The 19,820-nt window shown below is 64.5% G+C and carries 22 protein-coding genes; 9 read left to right on the forward strand and 13 right to left on the reverse strand.

The window, feature by feature from the left end; genetic code table 11:
* Nucleotides 1-57: 57 nt before the first annotated feature.
* The 4 genes from JYK05_RS17520 (at nucleotide 58) to JYK05_RS17535 (ending at nucleotide 3,753) form a co-directional block, all read left to right on the forward strand.
* Nucleotides 58-1,068 (forward strand): fatty acid desaturase, encoded by a 1,011-nt coding sequence (locus tag JYK05_RS17520; protein ID WP_206468497.1) that lies wholly within the window; start codon nucleotides 58-60, stop codon nucleotides 1,066-1,068.
* Nucleotides 1,069-1,277: 209 nt separating this feature from the next.
* Nucleotides 1,278-2,105 carry a phosphate/phosphite/phosphonate ABC transporter substrate-binding protein gene (locus tag JYK05_RS17525; protein WP_206468498.1) on the forward strand — a complete coding sequence of 276 codons (828 nt, stop codon included), beginning with the start codon at nucleotides 1,278-1,280 and terminating at the stop codon, nucleotides 2,103-2,105.
* 164 nt (nucleotides 2,106-2,269) lie between these two features.
* The gene (locus tag JYK05_RS17530; protein WP_206468499.1) at nucleotides 2,270-3,265 is read left to right on the forward strand and encodes a luciferase-like monooxygenase; all 996 of its coding nucleotides are present in this window, start codon (nucleotides 2,270-2,272) and stop codon (nucleotides 3,263-3,265) included.
* Between the two features lie 242 nt (nucleotides 3,266-3,507).
* Nucleotides 3,508-3,753: a hypothetical protein gene (locus tag JYK05_RS17535; RefSeq protein WP_175941917.1), complete on the forward strand. Its 246-nt coding sequence runs from the start codon at nucleotides 3,508-3,510 to the stop codon at nucleotides 3,751-3,753.
* A gap of 296 nt (nucleotides 3,754-4,049) precedes the next feature.
* Here JYK05_RS17535 and JYK05_RS26750 read toward each other — a convergent pair whose 3' ends face one another.
* Nucleotides 4,050-4,397: a hypothetical protein gene (locus JYK05_RS26750; protein ID WP_371826431.1), complete on the reverse strand. Its 348-nt coding sequence runs from the start codon at nucleotides 4,395-4,397 to the stop codon at nucleotides 4,050-4,052.
* Nucleotides 4,398-4,879: 482 nt separating this feature from the next.
* Here JYK05_RS26750 and JYK05_RS17545 point away from each other — a divergent pair, with 482 nt between their 5' ends.
* On the forward strand, nucleotides 4,880-5,284 hold the full coding sequence (locus JYK05_RS17545; protein WP_175941921.1) for a helix-turn-helix domain-containing protein: 405 nt from the start codon (nucleotides 4,880-4,882) through the stop codon (nucleotides 5,282-5,284).
* A gap of 54 nt (nucleotides 5,285-5,338) precedes the next feature.
* Here the strand turns inward: JYK05_RS17545 and rhaS are convergent, their stop codons facing one another.
* The 6 genes from rhaS to rhaM form a co-directional block, all read right to left on the reverse strand.
* Nucleotides 5,339-6,352, reverse strand: coding sequence for a rhamnose ABC transporter substrate-binding protein (gene rhaS, locus JYK05_RS17550; RefSeq protein WP_206468501.1), 1,014 nt, complete (start codon nucleotides 6,350-6,352; stop codon nucleotides 5,339-5,341).
* Between the two features lie 96 nt (nucleotides 6,353-6,448).
* On the reverse strand, nucleotides 6,449-7,453 hold the full coding sequence (locus JYK05_RS17555; protein WP_175941925.1) for an ABC transporter permease: 1,005 nt from the start codon (nucleotides 7,451-7,453) through the stop codon (nucleotides 6,449-6,451).
* Entirely contained in the window at nucleotides 7,446-8,486 is a 1,041-nt protein-coding gene (locus tag JYK05_RS17560) for an ABC transporter permease (protein WP_371826454.1), read from the reverse strand. The genes JYK05_RS17555 and JYK05_RS17560 overlap by 8 nt, the downstream gene beginning before the upstream one ends.
* On the reverse strand, nucleotides 8,486-10,009 hold the full coding sequence (locus JYK05_RS17565) for a sugar ABC transporter ATP-binding protein (RefSeq protein WP_175941928.1): 1,524 nt from the start codon (nucleotides 10,007-10,009) through the stop codon (nucleotides 8,486-8,488). Before JYK05_RS17565 ends, JYK05_RS17560 begins: the two co-directional genes overlap by 1 nt.
* 12 nt (nucleotides 10,010-10,021) lie before the next feature.
* Entirely contained in the window at nucleotides 10,022-10,912 is an 891-nt protein-coding gene (locus tag JYK05_RS17570; RefSeq protein ID WP_206468503.1) for an amidohydrolase, read from the reverse strand.
* Nucleotides 10,913-10,939: 27 nt separating this feature from the next.
* Nucleotides 10,940-11,254, reverse strand: a complete 315-nt coding sequence (gene rhaM, locus JYK05_RS17575; RefSeq protein WP_175941932.1) for an L-rhamnose mutarotase — start codon at nucleotides 11,252-11,254, stop codon at nucleotides 10,940-10,942.
* A gap of 165 nt (nucleotides 11,255-11,419) precedes the next feature.
* On the opposite strand from rhaM, the gene JYK05_RS17580 reads away from it, so the two are divergent.
* A complete protein-coding gene (locus tag JYK05_RS17580) occupies nucleotides 11,420-12,376 on the forward strand; it encodes a LysR family transcriptional regulator (RefSeq protein ID WP_175941934.1) in 957 nt (318 codons plus the stop codon).
* On the opposite strand, the gene JYK05_RS17585 is transcribed toward JYK05_RS17580, so the two are convergent.
* The 4 genes from JYK05_RS17585 to JYK05_RS17600 form a co-directional block, all read right to left on the reverse strand.
* Nucleotides 12,363-13,145, reverse strand: coding sequence for an SDR family NAD(P)-dependent oxidoreductase (locus JYK05_RS17585; protein WP_175941936.1), 783 nt, complete (start codon nucleotides 13,143-13,145; stop codon nucleotides 12,363-12,365). The two genes, JYK05_RS17580 and JYK05_RS17585, sit on opposite strands and share 14 nt — an antisense overlap.
* Before the next feature lie 11 nt (nucleotides 13,146-13,156).
* Nucleotides 13,157-14,335 (reverse strand): L-rhamnonate dehydratase, encoded by a 1,179-nt coding sequence (gene rhmD, locus JYK05_RS17590; protein WP_206468505.1) that lies wholly within the window; start codon nucleotides 14,333-14,335, stop codon nucleotides 13,157-13,159.
* 202 nt (nucleotides 14,336-14,537) lie between these two features.
* Entirely contained in the window at nucleotides 14,538-15,299 is a 762-nt protein-coding gene (locus JYK05_RS17595) for an SDR family NAD(P)-dependent oxidoreductase (RefSeq protein WP_175941940.1), read from the reverse strand.
* A gap of 108 nt (nucleotides 15,300-15,407) precedes the next feature.
* A complete protein-coding gene (locus JYK05_RS17600) occupies nucleotides 15,408-15,560 on the reverse strand; it encodes a hypothetical protein (RefSeq protein WP_175941942.1) in 153 nt (50 codons plus the stop codon).
* Nucleotides 15,561-15,843: 283 nt separating this feature from the next.
* Between JYK05_RS17600 and JYK05_RS17605 the strand changes: the two genes are divergently transcribed.
* On the forward strand, nucleotides 15,844-16,044 hold the full coding sequence (locus JYK05_RS17605) for a hypothetical protein (RefSeq protein ID WP_175941944.1): 201 nt from the start codon (nucleotides 15,844-15,846) through the stop codon (nucleotides 16,042-16,044).
* A gap of 70 nt (nucleotides 16,045-16,114) precedes the next feature.
* Complete coding sequence (locus JYK05_RS17610) at nucleotides 16,115-16,318, forward strand: cold-shock protein (protein ID WP_175941946.1); 204 nt, start codon at nucleotides 16,115-16,117, stop codon at nucleotides 16,316-16,318.
* Between the two features lie 65 nt (nucleotides 16,319-16,383).
* On the opposite strand, the gene JYK05_RS17615 is transcribed toward JYK05_RS17610, so the two are convergent.
* Nucleotides 16,384-16,893 (reverse strand): DUF6622 family protein, encoded by a 510-nt coding sequence (locus tag JYK05_RS17615; RefSeq protein WP_206468507.1) that lies wholly within the window; start codon nucleotides 16,891-16,893, stop codon nucleotides 16,384-16,386.
* Nucleotides 16,894-17,140: 247 nt separating this feature from the next.
* Here JYK05_RS17615 and JYK05_RS17620 point away from each other — a divergent pair, with 247 nt between their 5' ends.
* Nucleotides 17,141-17,995: a helix-turn-helix domain-containing protein gene (locus tag JYK05_RS17620; RefSeq protein ID WP_175941949.1), complete on the forward strand. Its 855-nt coding sequence runs from the start codon at nucleotides 17,141-17,143 to the stop codon at nucleotides 17,993-17,995.
* Nucleotides 17,996-17,998: 3 nt separating this feature from the next.
* Here the strand turns inward: JYK05_RS17620 and JYK05_RS17625 are convergent, their stop codons facing one another.
* On the reverse strand, nucleotides 17,999-19,819 hold the full coding sequence (locus JYK05_RS17625) for an ATP-binding protein (RefSeq protein ID WP_241269934.1): 1,821 nt from the start codon (nucleotides 19,817-19,819) through the stop codon (nucleotides 17,999-18,001).
* Nucleotide 19,820 lies beyond the last annotated feature (1 nt).

Below are 19,820 nucleotides of genomic sequence, written 5' to 3' on the forward strand. Positions count from 1 at the left end.
TCGTTGGGCTTGCGTCGGTGCGCGGCTAACATGGCCCTTCGCCATTCAGAGCCCGCCATGCCACGCTATCTCGACGACGCCCAACGCGATGCAATCCAGGATCGGCGCGCGTCGTGGCGCTGGCGCAGCGAATGGCCGACGTGGCTCGTGATCGTCGCGGTGTACGGCGGCTGGTTCGGCGTCGCGACGAGCGCGCGCACGCTCGGCATGCCGCTTGCGCTCGGGCTGCTGGCGGTGCTGTCGTGCTGGTACATGTCGCTCCAGCACGAGCTGTTGCACGGGCATCCGACGCGCTGGCCGCTCGTCAACATGCTCTTCGGACTGGCGCCGCTCGCCGTGTGGTTTCCGTATGCGGTCTATCGCGCGTCGCATCTGCGTCATCACGACGATGCGCATCTGACCGTGCCCGGGCACGATCCCGAAAGCTACTATGTGACGCCCGAACAGTGGGCGAGCGCGGGGGTCGTATTGCGTGGCGCGATCGCTGCGCGGAACACGTTCGTGGGCCGCGTGCTGATCGGGCCGTGGTTCGCGATCGCCGCATCGTGGCGGGAAGCGGCGCAGGCGATTATCGATCGCGACTGGCGGATCGTCGCGAGCTGGGTCGCGCATCTCGCCGCGCTCGTGGCGCTCGCGTGGTGGCTCGACACTCGGTGCGGGGTGCCGTGGCGCGCGTTCGCAGGCGTCGGCTATGCGGCGCTCGCGCTTGCTTCGGTGCGATCGTTCCACGAGCATCGCGCGGCGGGCGCGGAACGTGAGCGAACGGTCATCAACGAGGCCGCGTGGCCGTGGCGGCTGCTTTTTCTGAACAACAACTACCACGCGGTGCACCACGACCTGCCGGGCGTGCCGTGGTTCGCGCTGGCTGCCATCTATCGCGAGCGGCGGGACGCATATCGGGCGAGCAATGGCGGCTTCGTCGTGGAAGGATACGGCGAGTGGTTCCGGCGGTATGCGTTCGCGCGCGCGGTCGCCCCGGTGCATCCGGTCGCGGGCACGGGCGATGACGCAGCAGTGCGAACGTTCGGGCATGCGGAAAGCGCGGAGGCGGCTTCGGGCGGCTTGTGACGCGGGCGACGGCCGGTCCGTTCGGCGGTCTCGACGCTGCATCGCCTGGAGGTTGGACGATAAGCCGTCTGTCACCGCGACGTTCGCCGCGAGTGTTCGTCGACTCGCGCTGAGACCGCGAGAGGCCGGGCCGGCCTGATTGGTCGATGTTCCGGGACGCGCCGCTGCGAATACCGCTACGATGCGACATTCCCCGCCATTCCCCGACGATGCACTGGACCGCCGCCCTGCCGATGTACAACGTCACGCCCGCGCTCGCCGCCGACTGGCGCGCGTTGCTCGATGCCGTGCACGCCCGCCTCGCCGACACGCTGAAGGCCCGCGGCGATACGCTCGGCATGACCGACTCGGTTTCCGACCTGACCGCCTTCTGGCTGCGCGACGACCTGCTGCTGTCGCAGACGTGCGGTTATCCGCTGCTGCATGCGCTCGATGATCGCGTGCAACTCGTCGCCACGCCCGATTTCGATGCGCCCGGCTGCGAAAGCGGCTCCGAAAGCGGCGGCTATCGCAGCGTGCTCGTCGCGGGCGCGCATGTGAACGCGGCGTCGCTCGCGGACTGCCGCGGGCTGCGCGCGGTCTACAACGACGACGATTCGAATAGCGGCATGAACCTCTTCCGTCATGCCGTGGCGCCGTTCGCGCAGGGCTCGCGCTTCTTCGCTTCTGTCGCGAAGAGCGGCGGACATCTCGCGTCGCTGCATGCGGTCGCGATCGATAAAAGCGCGGATATCGCCGCCATCGACTGCGTGACGCTCGCATTCGTGCGCGCGCATCGGCCGGAACTGGCGGCCAGCGTGCGCGAACTGGGCGTGACGGCGAGCGCGCCCGCGCTGCCGTTCATTGCGTCGAAGCGCGTGCCGCGGGATATCGTCGATGCGCTCGCCGCCGCGCTCAGCGATACCGTCGCGCAGGACCCGGCACTCGCCAGCCGGCTGCGGCTCAAAGGCTTCGTGCGCCTCACGCCAGCGGATTACGCGCCGATCCTTCGCTACGAACGCGAAGCGGCCGAGCAGGGCTATCCGGTGCTGGCCTAGCGTCGGCGCAGACTCCGCTCAGAATCCTCGGCTCGCGACCGCTTCGGCAGACTTCGCCGACTTTCGGCACAATCGAATATCCAACGCGTGGCCGCGTCGAGGCCGCTCTGCCCATGCGCATGTCGCGCCGCCACGCCATCACGCTGTAGCACGCCAAACTCGCAATGATCCCCTTCTCGCTGCTGGACCTCTCGCCCATTCCGCTCGGCTCCACCGCCGCCGACGCCTTCGCCCATTCGCTCGATCTCGCGCAGCACGCCGAACGCTGGGGCTACCGGCGCTACTGGCTCGCCGAGCATCACAACATGACGGGCATCGCGAGCGCGGCCACGTCGGTGGTGATCGCGCACATCGCGGCAGGCACCAAGACCATTCGCGTCGGCTCGGGCGGCATCATGCTGCCGAATCACGCGCCACTCGTGATCGCGGAGCAGTTCGGCACGCTCGCCTCGCTGTTTCCGGGCCGCATCGACCTCGGGCTCGGGCGCGCGCCCGGCACCGACCAGACGACCGCCCGCGCGCTGCGCCGCGACCTGCAAGGCAGCGCCGATTCGTTCCCCGACGACGTCGTGGAGCTTCAGCGCTATTTCGCCGATCCCGTGGAAGGCCAGCGCGTGCGCGCGGTGCCCGGCGCGGGACTGCATGTGCCGATCTGGCTGCTCGGCTCGTCGCTCTTTTCCGCGCAGCTGGCGGCGGCGCTCGGCCTGCCGTTCGCGTTCGCGTCCCATTTCGCGCCGGATTATTTGATGACCGCGTTGCACGTCTATCGTTCGCAATTCCGGCCGTCCGCCACGCTGGACAAGCCTTACGCGATGGTCGGCGTCAACGTCTTCGCCGCCGACACCGCCGACGAAGCGCGCTTCCTGTTCACATCGCTGCAACAGCAGTTCATCAATCTTCGACGTGGCACGCCCGGACAACTGCCGCCGCCCGTCGAATCCATCGCGTGGACGCCGGCCGAGCGCGCGGGCGTCGAGCACTCGCTGTCGTGCTCGGTGATCGGCGATCGCAGCGACGTAGAAGCCGGGCTGCGCTCGGTCATCGACCAGACGCAGGCGGACGAACTCATCGTCACGGCACAGATTTTCGATCACGCGGCGCGCCTGCGTTCGTTCGAGATCACAGCGGAGGTCCGCGACGCCATCGCCGCCAACGCCTGAGGGCGGGAACGGCGCAAGCGGGCGCAAGCGGGCGCAAGCGGCTGGAAATCTCGCGCGCTGGACGCCCGCGCATTTGACAGGCAATAATGAGATACCGGAGCGCGCTCGCGCAGGCGCCGCGCTTCGCGTCCGCCGTATCCGCCCTGTTTCGTCTTTGGAGCGCGCACGCCATTCGCTGCGCGCGGCTGGGCGATGCAGCGGAACAACAACAAATGCGTCGCAAGACGGGAGGAAGAATGTCGATGCCGAGAAGCGCAGCCACCGGAGCCATGACGCTCCTGACCGAATTTGACGACACCACCGGCCAGGAAGTGCGCTCGTTGAAGCTCGAACCCGCTGCTGACGGCAAGGCCGTGCTGCTGATCGAGATCGATGAACGCAAACCCGGCATTCATCGCGAAGTCCGTTATGAAATAACGCCGGCGGAACTCATTGCCGCGATTCGCGCGCACGGCGCGGAATTACCGGGAGAACAACATTCGCGTTAAAACTTTTTAAACGCTGCCAAGACCGGCATACAATACAAGTGGAGTGAGCCTTTCGGCCGCCGCTTGGTCGCGGCGGCGCGGCATGCCCCTCTGCGGATCGCGGTTTTCGGCGTGACTTCCCGCGCGCACTCTTGTCGTGCGTCCGTCGCGGTGATCCTCGAGCGAGTGAATGGACCGAACCGGCTCTATTCGGCGAATGCGTCAATGAGTCTGGCGGATTAAAACAGCCTCGCGGTAAATACACCAATTGACGAGCGGCACACACTGCGCCACGCTTGGTAATACATATATTTAAGTCATCGAACCGCCCCGGTCCGCGCGGGGCATGGGTTCGTCTTCTGCAAATCAAAAAGCTGAATCAGGAAAGCCGTGGACGAAAGAAAGCGAGATAGCATCATTGCGTACTTGCGCAGCCGAATGGCCGAATTCGGGATTACCGAAACTGCTCTGGCCGAAGCATTAGCCGAAGCGCAGGCCGCGCCTCCCGTACCGCCCACGTTCACCAGGACCAACGGGAACGCGGCGAATGGCGCGCCGAAACCGCATCGCGCGATGCCGAAATTGCCGTCCGTGCCGGTATCGAACGGCACGGGTCCGGTTTTCCGAAACGCGAGCGGCGACACGTGGGACGGCGTCGGCGACATGCCCGAATGGTTGAAACGCGCGGTACATGCGGGTCAGGATATCGAGTTCTATCGCGTTTGATGTGTCTGCGAGGCTGGGTCTTTCGCGCACGCACTGACGAAATACCGTCCCGTCACTGAGCATCGGCACCTGTCGATACGCGCGTGCGTGCGCCCATAGGCAATTCACGTCGAATATTCAAGCCAAAATATTTTCGGCGACGCGTGTCCATTGCGCCTTAAAACGTTTATTGGTAGCCCACAAGTAGCCGGCCTGGCTTTCGTGGCCGCGCATCCTTTCGCCATTGACCACGCCCGATCGAGTTCCGCAGTCTCCCGACAAGGAGCCACGCATGAACGCATACGGACGCCGTGACGCCGCGCCCGGTCTGAACGCGCCCCGCCCTTGCCCGGCGCCCTCACCGGCGCGCGGCTGCGCCGCCGTGCTGTGCGGCTGACGCACGGCGCAAAGAGCCGCGGACCGCGACCGAGCGACCAGCGCGATGCCGTCCCGCCCCGCCACCCTTCCGAGCGTCGTCCGGCGCATGACCGCCGGGCGCAGACTACTGGAAGGCGCATCGGTGGAGACGGTCGCGGACGAATTGCATCTCTCGGTGCAGACAGTGCGCCGCTACCGGGCCATCGTGTCGGACGGCGGGCTCGACGCGCTTGCGAAAATGGGCGTCGGCGGTCGCACGTCCGTGCTGGACCGGGCAGCGCTCGACTGGATCGCGGCCGCGTTGCAGAATTCCCCGCGCAAACACGGCTTTCCGAGCGACGCGTGGACCAATGCGCGTCTGCGCGAGCTGATCGAGCGGCGCTTCGGCGTGCGCTTCTCGCGCGTGTATGTCTGGCAAATCGCGACGAATCTGGGCCTCGCGCACCGGCTGTCGAAGTCGCGTCGATAGTTAGGGTTGCTTATCGTATGACAATGGCGGAGCGTAGCCGCTCCGCCGCGTCTTTCAGAAATTGAAACGATCGATATTGCTCGCGTCGAACGTGGTCGGCGGCCCGAGAATCACTTCGCCGCTCTTGCCCACCGTACGCTTGCCGAGCTTGCCGGCATCGAACGAATCGCCTTCCTTGCCTGTGATCGTGCCCGACGCAAGGTTCGCCGCAGCAAACGCCGCGAGATAGCCCAACTGGCCCGGGTCCCACAACTGGAACGCCTGGACGGTGCCGTTCTTGATGAACGCCCGCATCTGGTTCGGCGTGCCGAGGCCCGTCACGACGACCTTGCCCTTGGCCGGCGAACTGGAGATATAGCGCGCCGCCGCGGCAATGCCCACCGATGTCGGCGCGACGATGCCCTTCAGATTCGGATACGCCTGCAACAAGCCCTGCGTTTCGACGAACGATTTCTGGTCATCGTCGTTGCCGTACGCGATCTTCACGAGCTTCATCTTCGAATACTCGGGCTTCTTCAACTCCTCCTGCATCCATTTGATCCACGTGTTCTGATTCGTCGCGTTGGGCGTGGCGGAAAGAATCGCGAATTCGCCTTCGCCGCCGATCAGCTTCGAGAGCAGTTGAATCTGCCCGCGCCCGATGGCCTCGGACTCGGCCTGATTCACGAAGATCTGCCGGCCTTCGGGTGCCGTGTCGGAATCGAATGTCACCACCTTGATGCCCTGCGACATCGCTTTCTTGAGGTACGGCACGAGCGCGTTGGCATCGTTGGCCGCGACTACGATGGCGTTCTGGCGCTGCGTGATGAGCGTGTTGATATAGCTGACTTGCGACGACGCCCCCGCGTCCGACGGCCCGACGACCTTGCCATCGCCCTTCATCTCCTTGATCGCGGCCATGCCGCCATCGTCGGCGATCACCTCATACGGGTTGTTGATCTGCTTCGGCACGAACGCGATCTTGAGGCCGCTTTTCACTTCGGCGGCGCTTGCGGTCAACGCCACGGCGACGGCCAGGAAGGCCGCCGCGAGCATCGGGCCGCGTGCGAATCGATAGATCTTTTTCATGTCGGGATGTCTCCTGTCATTGCGCGCAGCCCCTGAAAAACAGGCTTCGGCGCGGGTTGTCAACGCGGGGTATAACGGTTCGTCATAGGGTCTGCGTCATGAGGTCTGCGTCATCAGGCGTTTCTCTCGTACTGCCCGCCAGCGCGCGACGAGATTCGGTATCAGCACCGACGAAAGCAGCAACGCGCCGGTCACGATGGTGAGCGTTTCGCTCGATACGTCCGCGAGCGTCAACGCATTGCGCAGCACGCCGATGATGACGAGCGACAGCAGCACGCCGATCATCGAGCCGCGTCCGCCGAAGATGCTCACGCCGCCGAACAGCACCGCCGCGATGACGGACAACTCGAAGCCTTCGCCATTGTCGCCGCGCGCGCTCGTGAAGCGCAGCGTATAAACAATGCCCGCGAGCGCCGACATCCCGCCCGACATCATGAAGAGCTTGAGCTTCGTCTTGCCGACGTCGATGCCGGAAAACTGCGCGGCTGTCGGGTTCGCGCCGATGGCATAGAGGCTGCGTCCGAAGGGCGTCGCCTGCAATAGAACCGTGAAGACGATGGCGCCCGCGATCACGAGCAGGAACGGCATCGGCAGGAACGTATCGCCGACCGTATTGATGCCGAACGCCGTGTACGACGCAGGAAAATCCGCGATGGCCTGATCGCCGAGCAACACGTACGCGAGGCCGCGAAAGAGCGCGAGCGTGCCGATGGTCACGGCAAGCGAAGGCAAGCCGAAGCGCACGATGACGAGCCCGTTCAAGAGCCCCGCGAGCGTGCCCGCGACGAGTACGATGGCGATGACGAGCGGCATCGGCAATCCCATATGCCAGAGCACGCCCATCAGCGCGCTCGATGCGCCGAGCACCGACGCCACCGACAAGTCGATCTCGGCCGCCACGATGACGAGCGTCATCGGCAGCGCGATCAACGCGATCTCGGTGAAATCGGCCAGCATGTTCGAGAGATTGGCCGACGACAGAAACATCGGCGCGAGCACGCGCCCCGCCACGAGCGAGACGACGAGCACGATGACGAGCATCGCTTCCCACTGCAAATGACGGCGTTTGGCGATGGACAAAGCGGAATCCGGTTTAGCCATGATCGCGTTTCCTCATCATGCGGCGCGCGACGGAACGCGCGAGCAAGGTGTCCAGCGTGATCGCCGCGACGATCAGCGCGCCTTGTATCGCCTGCTGCCAGAAGGGCGACACGCGCAGCACCACCAGCGCGATGTTGATGACGCCGAGCACCAGCGCGCCAAGCGTCGCGCCCGCCACCGTGCCCACGCCGCCCGTGATCGCTACGCTGCCGACAACCGCCGCCGCGACCACTTGCAGTTCGATGCCTTTCGCCGTGCTGGCATCCACCGTGCCGAAGCGCGCGAGCCACAGCACGCCCGCAAGCCCCGCAATCGCGCCCGACAGCAAGAAGCCGATCATCACGCGACGGTCCACGCGAATGCCTGCAAGCCTTGCCGCTTCGGGATTCGAGCCGATCGCGTAATGCTCGCGTCCGCCGCGGTACTGCTTCAGATACACGGACAGCGCGATGAGCACGACGAGCGCGATCAACACGAGATTCGGCACGCCGAGCAACGAGCCGGTCGCGATTCTCGCGAACGCATCGGGCAGGCTCGTCGCGTTGATCTGTCCGCCGTGGACCCATGCGTAATCCGCGCCGCGCACGATGTATAGCGTCGAAAGCGTGGCAACGAGCGACGGCACGCGGCCGAACGTGACGAGCGCGCCGTTCAATGCACCGATCAGGAGTCCGATGCATATTCCGGCGAGCATCGCGACGGCCACGGACATATGCGGAAACATGACGAACAGGCTGCCGACCGCATACGCGCTCACGCCGACGATCGACGCCACCGACAGGTCGATGTGCCGCATCAACATCACGATGGTCATGCCCGCCGTCAGCAAGCCGATGATCGACACGTTGAGCAATACGTCGCGCAGGTTCTGCAAGTTGAGGAAGTCGGGCTTCACGGCCGCCGTCGCGCCGACGAGCGCGAGCAGCACGACGAAGAGCGTCAACTCGCGGCTCTTCGCGATGGATGCCGCGAAGCCGTCGCGCTTGTCCTGCGCGGCGGGCATGGCGGGCAAGCTGGGAGAGTGTCGTGTCATCATGCCGCGTGACCCAATGTATGCGCAGGCGCGCCCAATGCCGCACCCAACGCCGCGCTCATCACGCGCTCCTCGTTCGCATCGGCGCGGGCGATGTCCGCGCTGATACGGCCTTCGTGCATCACGAGCACGCGGTCCGCCATGCCCAGCACTTCGGGCAGTTCGCTCGATATCATCAACACAGCCATGCCCTCCTTCACGAGTTCCGCGAGCGTGCGATACACCTCGGCCTTCGCGCCCACGTCGATGCCGCGCGTCGGCTCGTCGATGATGAGCACCTTCGGGTTCGTCGCGAGCCACTTGCCGAGCACGACCTTCTGCTGATTGCCACCCGATAGCGTGCCGACGGGCGCATCCAGATCGCTGGCTTTCAGGCGAAGGCGCTTGCCCCAGTCAGCGGCGAGCGAGGCTTCGCTACGCGACGAGATCAGACCGTGCCGCATCAATCGCCCGAGCACGGTCAATGACGCATTGCGCGCGATGGACAACTCCATCGCGAGTCCTTGCGCGCGCCGGTCCTCGGGCACGAGCGCGAGCCCGGCGCGCACGGCAGCAGCCGGTCTGCCGAGTTCGATCTTGTCGCCGCCGACCCTGACTTCGCCGCCGTCGACCGGATCGATGCCGAAGATCGCCCGCGCGACCTCGCTTCTTCCCGCGCCGACGAGACCTGCGAGCGCGACGATCTCGCCCGCGCGCACATCGAACGACACGTTCTTGAAGATGCCTTCTCGCGTCAGATTGCGCACCGAAAGACGCACATCCCCCGGCCAAACATCGGCCTTCGGGTAGAACGTGTCGAGATCGCGGCCCACCATCTTGCTCACGATCGAATCGATGGTCATGTCCGCGGTCAGCGCATCGTGAACCTTCATGCCGTCGCGCATGATCGTCATGCGTTGCGTCAGCGCGAAGACTTCATCGAGCCGATGCGTGATGAACAGCACCGCCGCGTTGCGCTCGCGCAGCCCGCGCACGATCGCGAAGAGCCGCTCCACTTCGGGCAGCGACAGCGCGGCGGTCGGCTCGTCCATGATGAGCACGTTCGCATCGAGCGACAGCGCCTTGGCGATTTCGACGACCTGCTGATCCGCAATGGACAACCCCCGCACCAGCCGTTGCGCGCGCATGTTGACGCCGAGCGAGGCAAGCAACGCATCCACTTCGCGATGCATTTCGTCGTAGCGGATACGCCCCAGCCGGTCGCGCGGCTGGCGTCCCATATAGATGTTCTCCGCGATGGAGAGATCCGCGAAGAGCGTCGGCTCTTGATAGATGACCGCGATGCCGGCATTGCGTGCTTCGGCGGGATTCGCGAAACGCCGCGCCACGCCGTCGACCAGCAGCTCGCCCGAATCCGGCTGATAAACGCCCGCGAGCAGCTTGACGAGCGTGGACTTTCCCGCGCCGTTTTCGCCGAGCAGCGCGTGCACCTCGCCGGGGAAGAGCTGCAAGCTCGCATCGCTGAGCGCGCGCACGCGACCGAATGACCTGCTCGCATGCCGCATTTCAAGCCTTGGTGTCATCGAAACTCCTGCCTAGATGCGGTAAATACGTTCTGCATTCCGAACGAATAATGCTTCCTTCTCGCTCGCGCTGGCGTCCTCGACGATGCGCGCATACGCGTTCCATATCGCCGTGTAAGAGCCGAACAAGCGGTCTACCGGAAAGTTCGACGCGAACATGGCGCGCTCGCTGCCGAAGGTGTCGATGGTTTCGAGCACATAAGGACGGAAGCTCTCGACGGTCCATCGATGGTCGAACATCGCGAGACCGCTGATTTTCACCGCGACGTTCGGGCATGCCGCGAGCGCGCGCATCCCTTCACGCCACGCGCGGTAACCCGCCGGTGACGCCCGATCCACGAACATGCCCGCGTGATTGACGATGAACTGCGTGTCGACATGTTCCCGCGCAAGCTGCGCGGCATCGAGCATCTGCGATGGATAAAGCTGCAAGTCGAACGACAAACCGAAGCGCCTCAGCAACGCGAAATGCTTGCGCCATTGCGGCTCGTGCATGTAGTGGCGGCCTACGTAGTCGTAGAGCGGGTTGTCATGCACGTTCAGTATCTGGCGAATGCCACGCGTATTCGCGAACGCCGCGTGCGCTTCGAGCACGCGAGGCGCGTCGTCGCGCGACAGATCCGCGCCCGCGACGATGCCGTTCGGCATGCCGCGCCCTTCGCCGTCCGCGATGCCTTGCAACCAGCGCGTTTCTTCCACCGGATCGGCGGGATCGTGATTCGCATCGACATGCACGAGCTTGAGCACGTCGATGCCTTCTGCATCACGCAGCAAGTCGGCGAGCAGATAGTCGTGCTGCAACTCGCGCGCATCGCCGACGAATGACGTCTGCGGATTGGCGAGCCACGGGTAATGATGCGTGGATAGGTCCCACAGATGAATATGCGGATCGACAACCTGCATGATGGTGTCCTCGCGGCTCGGGCTGATTCACGCAAGATGAAACACGGGCGCAAGCGCAACAGCGACGGGCGCGTTGTCCGCATGCGTCTCCATCAGTTCCGCCATGAAGTCCCACCATTTACGCATGATGGGCAAGTTCGGCAGCGCGTCGGTCGTATGTGTCTCCGCGCGCTTGTATGTCGCGAAGAGATGACCGGTCGCTTCATCCAGAAAGATCCGGTAATCGCGGATGCCGGCCGCATGCAACGCATCGGCCAGTTCGGGCCATAGCTCGCGATGGCGCCGTTCGTACTCCTCGCGCATGCCCGGCTTCAGGGTCATGCGAAAAGCCACTGTCTCCATGGCGGCCGCCTTCTTATGTTCGATGCGCCCTGTCTTTGCGTAGAGGCGCGTTATGGCTGCGACTATAATGCGCCGACCGATAGCACGACAATCCGAAAGCAGGATTGGCCGATCGCAAAACCGTATCAGCGAACATCGTTGCGTTGCATCATGCGGGGCTCTTCAATGAACCAGAACGTCTCACAGCTCGCGCTCGTCAATCGCCTCAAATTCAAGCATCTCGCGCTGCTCGTCGCGCTCGACGACACGCGCAATCTTCATCAGGCCGCGGACAACATCAACGTCGCGCAGCCGAGCGCGAGCCGCATGCTCGCGGATATCGAAGAAGCATTCGGCTTCCAGCTCTTCGATCGCAATGCGCGCGGCATGCATCCGACGCCGCTCGGCACCGCCGCGCTCGCCTACGCGCGCCGCTCGCTTGCGGACCTCACGCGCTTCGCCGACGATCTCGACAACAAGCGGCGCGGCGGTCACGGACAACTGACAGTCGGCGCGATCATGGGCGCGGCGCCCGACGTCCTCGCGATGGCCGTCACCGAACTGAAGTCCGAACGCCCGCTGCTGAACGTGCGCATACTCGGCGAAACGAGCGATCAGGTCGTGCAACTGCTGCATCGCCGCGAAGTGGATCTCGCGCTCGGCCGCCTGACCACGCCGCTACAGCACAACGATTTCGACTTCGAACCGCTTGCTCGCGAAGCGATGCGCCTCGTCGTGCGCGCGAAGCATCCGCTTGCAAGCAAGGCTTCGCTCGCACTGGACACGCTCGTCGGATGGCCCTGGATTCTTCAGCCGATCACGAGTCCCGCGCGCGGTCTCTTCGAAGAAGAACTCGCGCGCGCCGGATTGACTACGCCTGCCGATATTGTCGAATGCGCGTCCATCTTCGCGACGCTGCAACTGCTGCAAAACAGCGACGCCGTCGCGATGCTGCCCGAGTCCGTCGTGCGCGACTATCTGCGCGCGCAATTGCTCGTGGAATTGCCCGTCGAGATCGGCAAAAGCCTGTCTGGCTTCGGCCTGCTGCGCCGCAAGTTCGAAACGCTGAGCGAGCCGGCCGAGTACTTCATCGCGTTACTGCGCAAATACTCGGCCGTCTCGCTCGCCGTCACTGCAAGTTGACGAAGAGCCCGCCATCGACCAAGAGCGACGCGCCCGTTACATAGCGCGCGCGGTCCGACGCGAGAAACACCACGCATTGCGCGACATCGTCCGGCGCGCCGAGACGGCCGAGCGGAATGCGCTTTTCCATGTACGCGCGCTTGTCGGCATCCGACAAGTCTTCGGCGTTCAGGTCCGTCGCGATGGTGCCGGGCATCACTGAATTACACCGGATGCCGTACGGTCCCAGCGCGATGGCGCACGACTGCATGAGCGAATGCACGCCCGCTTTCGTCGGCGTGTAATGCGTCTGCATGCCGCCGCCGACGAGCGCGCTGATCGAACTCGTCGCGACGATCGCGCCGCCCGTGCCTTGCGTCTTCATCTGATTCGCGGCGGCCTGCGTCACATAGAACGCGCCGTTCAGATTCACGGCGACCGTCGTTTCGTACACCGATGACGGCATGTCGAGGAAGGCATGAAACGGACAGATGCCCGCATTGCTCGACAGCACGTCCACGCGTCCGAACGCTTCCACGGTGCGCCGCACCAGTTCGATGCCCGTCTCGCGTTCCGCGACGTTGCCTTCGACGGCAATCGCGCGGCGGCCGAGCGCCTCGATCTCGCCGACGATCGACTCCACCGCCGATGCCTTGCCGTACGACTGATCGTTGTCGCGCCAGTAATTGATCGCGACGTTCGCGCCTTCGCGCGCGCTCGCCAGCGCAATCGCCCGCCCGATGCCGCGCGAGCCGCCCGTCACGATCACGACTTTGTTCTCAAGCAGCATGGGATGCCTCGTCAGTGGGTATAAGGCCGCGCCAGCGCGCATTCGGGATTGAGCCGCACGCCGAAGCCCGGCGTTTCCGGCACCTTCATGCGGCCGTTGACCGGCACGGGCTCGTCGAGCAGCAAGGGCGTGAACATCGGCACGACCTGATCGGCTTGCGGCGCCATCATCAGAAACTCGGCGAACGGCGAGTTGTGCCGCGTCACGACGAAGTGATAGCTGTACACCGACGACCCGTGCGGCACGACGAGCACGTTATGCGCATCCGCCATCGCCGAAATCTTAATCAACTCCGTGATGCCGCCGCACCAGCCCACGTCCGGCTGCACGAGGTCCGCGCAGCCCATCTCGAACAGCATGCGGAAGCCCCAGCGCGTCGCTTCGTGTTCGCCCGTCGTCACCATCATGCCGCGCGGAACGGAGCGGCGCAGTTCGGCGCAGCCCCAATAGTCGTCGGGCGGAAGCGTTTCTTCCAGCCATTTCAGGCCGTATTCGTGCGCGGCCGTGGCGAGCCGCTTCGCGTAGTTGAGATCGAGCGACATCCAGCAGTCGAACATGAGCCAGAAGTCGTCGCCCACTTTCGAGCGCATGTCGGCGAGTTTCGCGATGTTCGCGGCGAGTCCTTCCTCGCCTTCGGCCGGGCCGTGCTGCAACGGCATCTTCCCGCCGATGAAGCCCATCTGCTTCGCGAGGTCCGGCCGCGCGCCCGTCGCGTAGAACTGCAATTCGTCGCGCACCGGGCCGCCGAGCAGCTGAAACACCGGCTCCTTGCGCACCTTCGCGAGCAAATCCCAGAGCGCGAGATCGACGCCCGAAATCGCGTTCAGCACGATGCCCTTGCGCCCGTAGTAGAGCGTCGCGAAGTACATCTGATCCCACATTTTCTCGATGTCCGTCACGCGCTGGCCTTCGATGAAACGCGCGAGATGCTTCTCGACGATGAACGCGCCGATCTCGCCGCCGGTCGTGACCGCGAAGCCGACGGTGCCGTCGCTTGCTTCGATCTCGACGACGAGCGAGCCGAGCACGTTCAGCCCGAACGACTGCCGGCTCTGTCGATACTCGGGGTAGCGCGCCATCGGCGTGGCGATGTGATCGTCGATCCAGTGATCGGCGCCCTGATCGTGATAATCGGCGCCGCCGCCGCGAACCACGAAAGCGCGAACCTGGCGAATAGTGGGCATGGACATGGTTTCGTCTCCGTATGTTGGAATGGTCAGGACGCGTTCGCGGGCTTGGGGCTATCTACGCGAGACTGGGGAGCCGCGCCGCGCGCCGGCACGCGCACGTACATCAAAGAGAAACGGCAGCAGCCGGCGCATCACGCGGGACGTGACAGCGCCTTCCGCCGCGGCGGAATGGTCCATGTCTCTCTCCAGTGAAGCGCGCGGATCAGTAAGTCGCGCGTCCGCCCGACAGGTCGAACACCGCGCCCGTGCTGAATGCGCAGTCCTCGGACGAGAGCCACAGAATGAGCGACGCCGCTTCTTCCGGCATGAGGAAGCGGTTCATCGGGATCTTGGAGAGCATGTAGTCGATGTGCTGCTGCGACATCGAATCGAAGATTTCGGTCTTCGCGGCGGCGGGCGTGACGGCATTCACAAGAATGTTCTTGCCCGCGAGTTCCTTGCCGAGCGATTTCGTCAGCCCGATCAGTCCGGCCTTCGACGCGCTGTAGTGCGAGGCGTTTGGATTGCCTTCCTTGCCCGCGATCGACGCGACATTGACGATGCGGCCGTAGCCGTTCTTCAGCATGTGCGGCACGACGGCGCGGCAGGTCAGATACGGGCCGATCAGATTCACGTCGATCACGCGGCGCCACACGTCGGGCGCCAGTTCCCACGTCGTCCCGTTGCCGCCGGTGATGCCCGCGTTGTTCACGAGCACGTCGATCTTGCCGTGCGCGGCAAGCGTCGATTGCACGGCGGCATCGACGGACGCTTCATCGGTCAGCTCGACGACCGACTCGCTGACGATGCGCTGCTCGTGCTTCGACGCGAGTTCGGCGCGCGTGCGCTGCAGCCGCTCGGCGTCGACATCCCACAGCGCCACGTTCGCGCCCGAAGCCAGCGCCCGCTCGGCGACCGCGAGGCCGATGCCCCGCGCCCCGCCGGTGATGACCACGGTGCGTTCCGCCAGATCGATCTGGTTCATGCGTTGTCTCCTGTTGTGTTGTCGATAGCACTATAGTCGGCCAGCGATAACGGAACAATCCGAATGGGCGATCGTTCGATAACGAAAGCGGATCGGTGGCTTTATGCGTCAGTGGTCGGAGACGGGCCGCTGCGTGGGCTCGAAGCGTATCGGCGCGGGCTTTTGCCGGCTGCCGCGCCGAAACACCTTATCGGCATACAGGGCGAAGGCGAAAAGCGCGGCGACACCGACCGGACAAAGCAACAAGGCAGTAACGAACATGATGAGACTCCTCGAATAAAGTGCGAGGCAGTTTATCCGCGGAACGTCGGCTAACTAACACAAAACTGAAGCATTCGCCGCTTAACATCTCGAAACGCGTTTTCGAAATTCGACGATGGAGCCGGGCATGCACAGATCACGGCGAACAACAGGCACAGACGTTGCTAAATGCTTTGCACCGTCGACCGACCAGGCGCGCGCCGCGCGCACCGACGACCACTTATCCAACAAAAACAGCATGTTCACACCGAAGCCTTGTACCGCTACTTGCGTTCTCGACGGAATGCCCGTCACCCTCACCTACTACCCCGATACCACGCTCTTGCGCATCACCGACGCGACCGGCCGCTGCGTGCGTGAAACGCGCTGGCCCGCGCCGTGGCGCACGCTGCTCGCGACGCTGCGCGAATTCAGCGGCCGCGAGACGGAGAGCCAACTCTCCACGCTGCTCGACGAAATCCCCGCCGAAGCCGCGTTCGCGTGAAGGCGCCTTCAACGATTACTTACCCAAGCGAGATTCGGTCTCGCTCAACGCTGCAGAAGAAGAGGAAATAATGGCAACTGGCACTGTGAAATGGTTCAACGACACGAAGGGCTTCGGGTTCATCAAGCCGGATGACGGCAGCCCTGACGTGTTCGCGCATTTCTCGGAAATCCGGGCGGACGGCTACAAGTCGCTGCAAGAAAATCAGAAGGTGCTGTTCGAAGTGCGCCAGGGTCCCAAGGGCCTGCAAGCCGCGAACATCCAGCCGCAGTAAGCGCGCGTTCCGACGCCAAAGCCGTGAAGCCGTTGCATCGGCTTGGCGGCTTTTTTCTTGGCCCGTCACACGCGTTCCAACAAAGCCGCCGCCGGGCGCAGCGCCAGCCAGTAGACCAGGAAGCGCCCCGCGAAGACTCCCGCGACCACGCCCGAAATCAGCGCGCTGAGCACGGCCCACGTTGACTCGATCCCAGCGCCGGTCGCCAGTTCAAAGCCGATGAAGAATTTCGATGCGAACGTCGCGAGGATAAGCAGCATAGGCACGATGGAACCCGGCACGGTGACGGTGCGCCGCACGCGGTCCACGGCGATAGCGCTGTTCTTCGCCAGCATCGCGCCGATGCCGCTGCCTATTGCGCCGCCGATCAGCCACGTCGCTGCCGGTTCCCAGCCGGCGTCCGGCCCCGTGACGACATGCAGCAAGCCCCACGCGGCGAAGATTGCCGGCACGACCGCGAGCTTCGAGAGCGGCGCCGTGCCGCCTTTCATCGCTTTGAGGCCGCGCGAAATGAGCACCGCCAACAACACCCAGACCCATGCCGGCGTGCCGGCCAAGATTGCTTGAAAGGACATGATCGTTCTCCGTTGAACCGTCAGGAAAGTCACAACACGAATCTTTACGATGGAAACATTGTGCTTTCTGAGCATAGTCGCGTCAACAGATTTTTACATTGTAAAGATTGATCAACCGGCCGGTTTTCATTCCTATGCTGAACATTGGCGGCTGTTTCATCGTTTCGGTTTCGAGCACGCCGAGCGCTGCCCTTTACAATGGGCGGTTCGCTGCGCATTCGCAGCTATTTCCGCCCCGCCTGGCAGCATGGTCTCTGAAACCTCTTCACTGGAATCGCTCGCCGTCGCCGAGCGCGTGCGCGAGCTGATGAGCCGTCACGGCATCGGCAAGCGTCAGCAGACGGCCGAACTGTGCCGCATTCTCGATCTGAGCTTTTCGCAAGGGCACCGCAAGCTGCGCGGCAACAGCCCGTGGACGCTCGCGCAGATTCGCCGCGTCGCCGACGCCTTCGACGAGCCCGCGCTCCAGCTCTTCGACAGCATCGATACGCGCCCCGACGAAACCGAAGGCACCGCCCACGACGCCGTGTTGAAGCTCGGCTCGGTCGAGATTCCATGCACCGCGTGGATCGGCGATGCACTGGACGCGGGCAGCCGGCCCGATTTCATTGCGCAGAAAGTGAACGGCCGCTGGATCGTCACGCGCCACGAGGGCGTGCTGTTGCAGCAAGCGAGCGACGTCCACAAGATCGAGATACAGCCGCGCCGCGCGGATACCGAGAAGCCCGTGATCGCGGTCGTCGATGACGATCACGCGTCGGCCGACAATCTGCACGACTATCTGGAAATGACCGGCTTCACCGCGATGGCCTTCTACGGCCTCGACGCGTTTCTGGAGGCGCTGCAGTCGCAGGTCTTCGATGCCGTGGTGATCGACTGGCTGTTCGGCGCGCACACGTCGGCGGGCGCGATACAGGCGGTGCGGGAGTCCGACAATCCCGACGCGCCGATCTTCGTGCTCACCGGCGAGCTCACGACCGGCAAGGCGAGCGAATCGGAAATCAGCCAGATCATCCGCGATTACAACGTCGCGTGCTTCGAGAAGCCGGCGCGGCTCGGCATTCTGGTGGCCGACCTGTCGAAGCGGCTGTTGCGGAACTAAGCCTCAGGCAGCGCGCCGCCGCGCCGTCGCCGCGCGATGCACGGCCGCCTTCAGCACCTCGAAGCGCACCGGCTTTAGCAGATAGTCGAAGAAGAGCACCGTCGCGGTCGGGTCGACGAGTTCGGGCACGTACGCGCTCACCGCGATGATCGGCACGCTCGCGCCCGGCGCGATCCGCGAGCGGTATTCGTTGGCGAACGAATAGCCGTCCTTGCCGGGCATGTGCAGGTCGAGCAGGATTACGTCGGCGTCGTTGGCGCGCAGCCACGCGAGCGCGCTGTCGACGTCCGGCATGCCCACGGCCCAGTAACCCAGAAGCGTCAGCATCTCGATCAGCGAGTCGCGGATCGACTCGTGATCGTCTATCACCAGCACGCGCGACTTGCGCAAGCCGGAGGCTTCGGCGTCGTCGTCGCGGCGCTCGGGCATCTCGTCGACGGACACCGCCGGCAGGCTCACGCGAAACGCCGCGCCCTGCCCGACCTCGCTCGACACGTCGATGCTGCCGCCGAGCAGATCGACCAAGCCTCGCACGACTGCGAGACCCATCCCCGCGCCGTCGAAACGCCGCGTGCTCGACGAATCGAGTTGAGTGAATTCCTGGAAGATGAGCGGCAGTTGTTCCCGCGCGATGCCGGGCCCCGTGTCGGTCACCGAGATATCGAGCCGCGCCTTGTCGCGCACGAAGCGCACGTCGATGGAACCGGCGTCCGTGTACTTGATCGCGTTCGTGACGAGATTCGTGACGATCTGGCGCACGCGATGCGGGTCCGATTCGAGCAGCCCACGCTCGCCGCTGTATTCGCCGCGCAATTCGAGGCCCTTCGCGGACGCGGCGGGCAGGTTCGCATCGACGATGGAGTCGAGCAGTTCGGCGGGATCGAACGCGGCGAGGCGCAGTTCGAGCTTGCCGGCGCCGAGGCGCGCGTAATCGGTCAGGTCACGCATCTGCGCTTCCAGATGACGCGCGCCGGTTTCGAGCCGCTGAATGATCTTGCGATCCGCCTCGCCGCGCAGATTCAGCCCGAGCAGTTCGATCGAGGAGACGATCGCGTGCAGCGGCGTGCGCAGTTCGTGGCTGATCATGCCGAGGAACGTGTCTTTCGCGACAGCGGTTTCGCGCGCTGCCCGCGTCGCCTGATGCTCGGCTGAGAGCGCGGCGCGTTGCTGCTCGATCAGGCGCGCGCGCCGATACCCGTTGAGCAGAAGCAGCGATGTCGCCGCTGCCGATAGCAAGCCGAGCAAAATGCCGCCATAAAGCAGATAGCGGCGCTTGGCCTCGAAGTCGCGCACGATGTTCTCGCGCTCGGCGGCGTCCATCAGCCGCCTGCCGGTCGCCAGTTCCGCGACGGCGGGCGCGTTTTGCCGCAGCACGCCGATCACCCGCAGCGCGCGGCTTTGCCTGACCGTCAGCCGACTCACGTCGCCTTCGATGGAATCGAGCGCCGTATGCAGCTGGCGCAAGATTTCCTGCTGACGGTTGTGCATCGCGTCGTGACCTTCGGGCGTGCGCGTGGCATCGGAGACGATATCGAGCCGCGCCCTCAAGCGCGCATACGAATCGCGGACCGCGTCGGCATCCTCGTCGATGCCGCTACGAAACAGCAGCACCTGGCTTTCGAAGCGCTCATAGGCAATCTGGAACTGCGCGGCGTCCCAGTACAAGCCCTCGTACGGCACGACCATGCCGTGCGGCTGCCGGGCGAGCAGGCCGGAATACAGCATATAGCCGACCGCGCCGAGCGGCGGCGCGACCGCGAGCGTGATCAGCGCCGCATACCAGAGGCGGCGCAGCCACGGACGCCGGTTCTGCATGAATGGCATG

Source organism: Caballeronia sp. M1242, assembly GCF_017220215.1.
Taxonomy (GTDB): domain Bacteria; phylum Pseudomonadota; class Gammaproteobacteria; order Burkholderiales; family Burkholderiaceae; genus Caballeronia.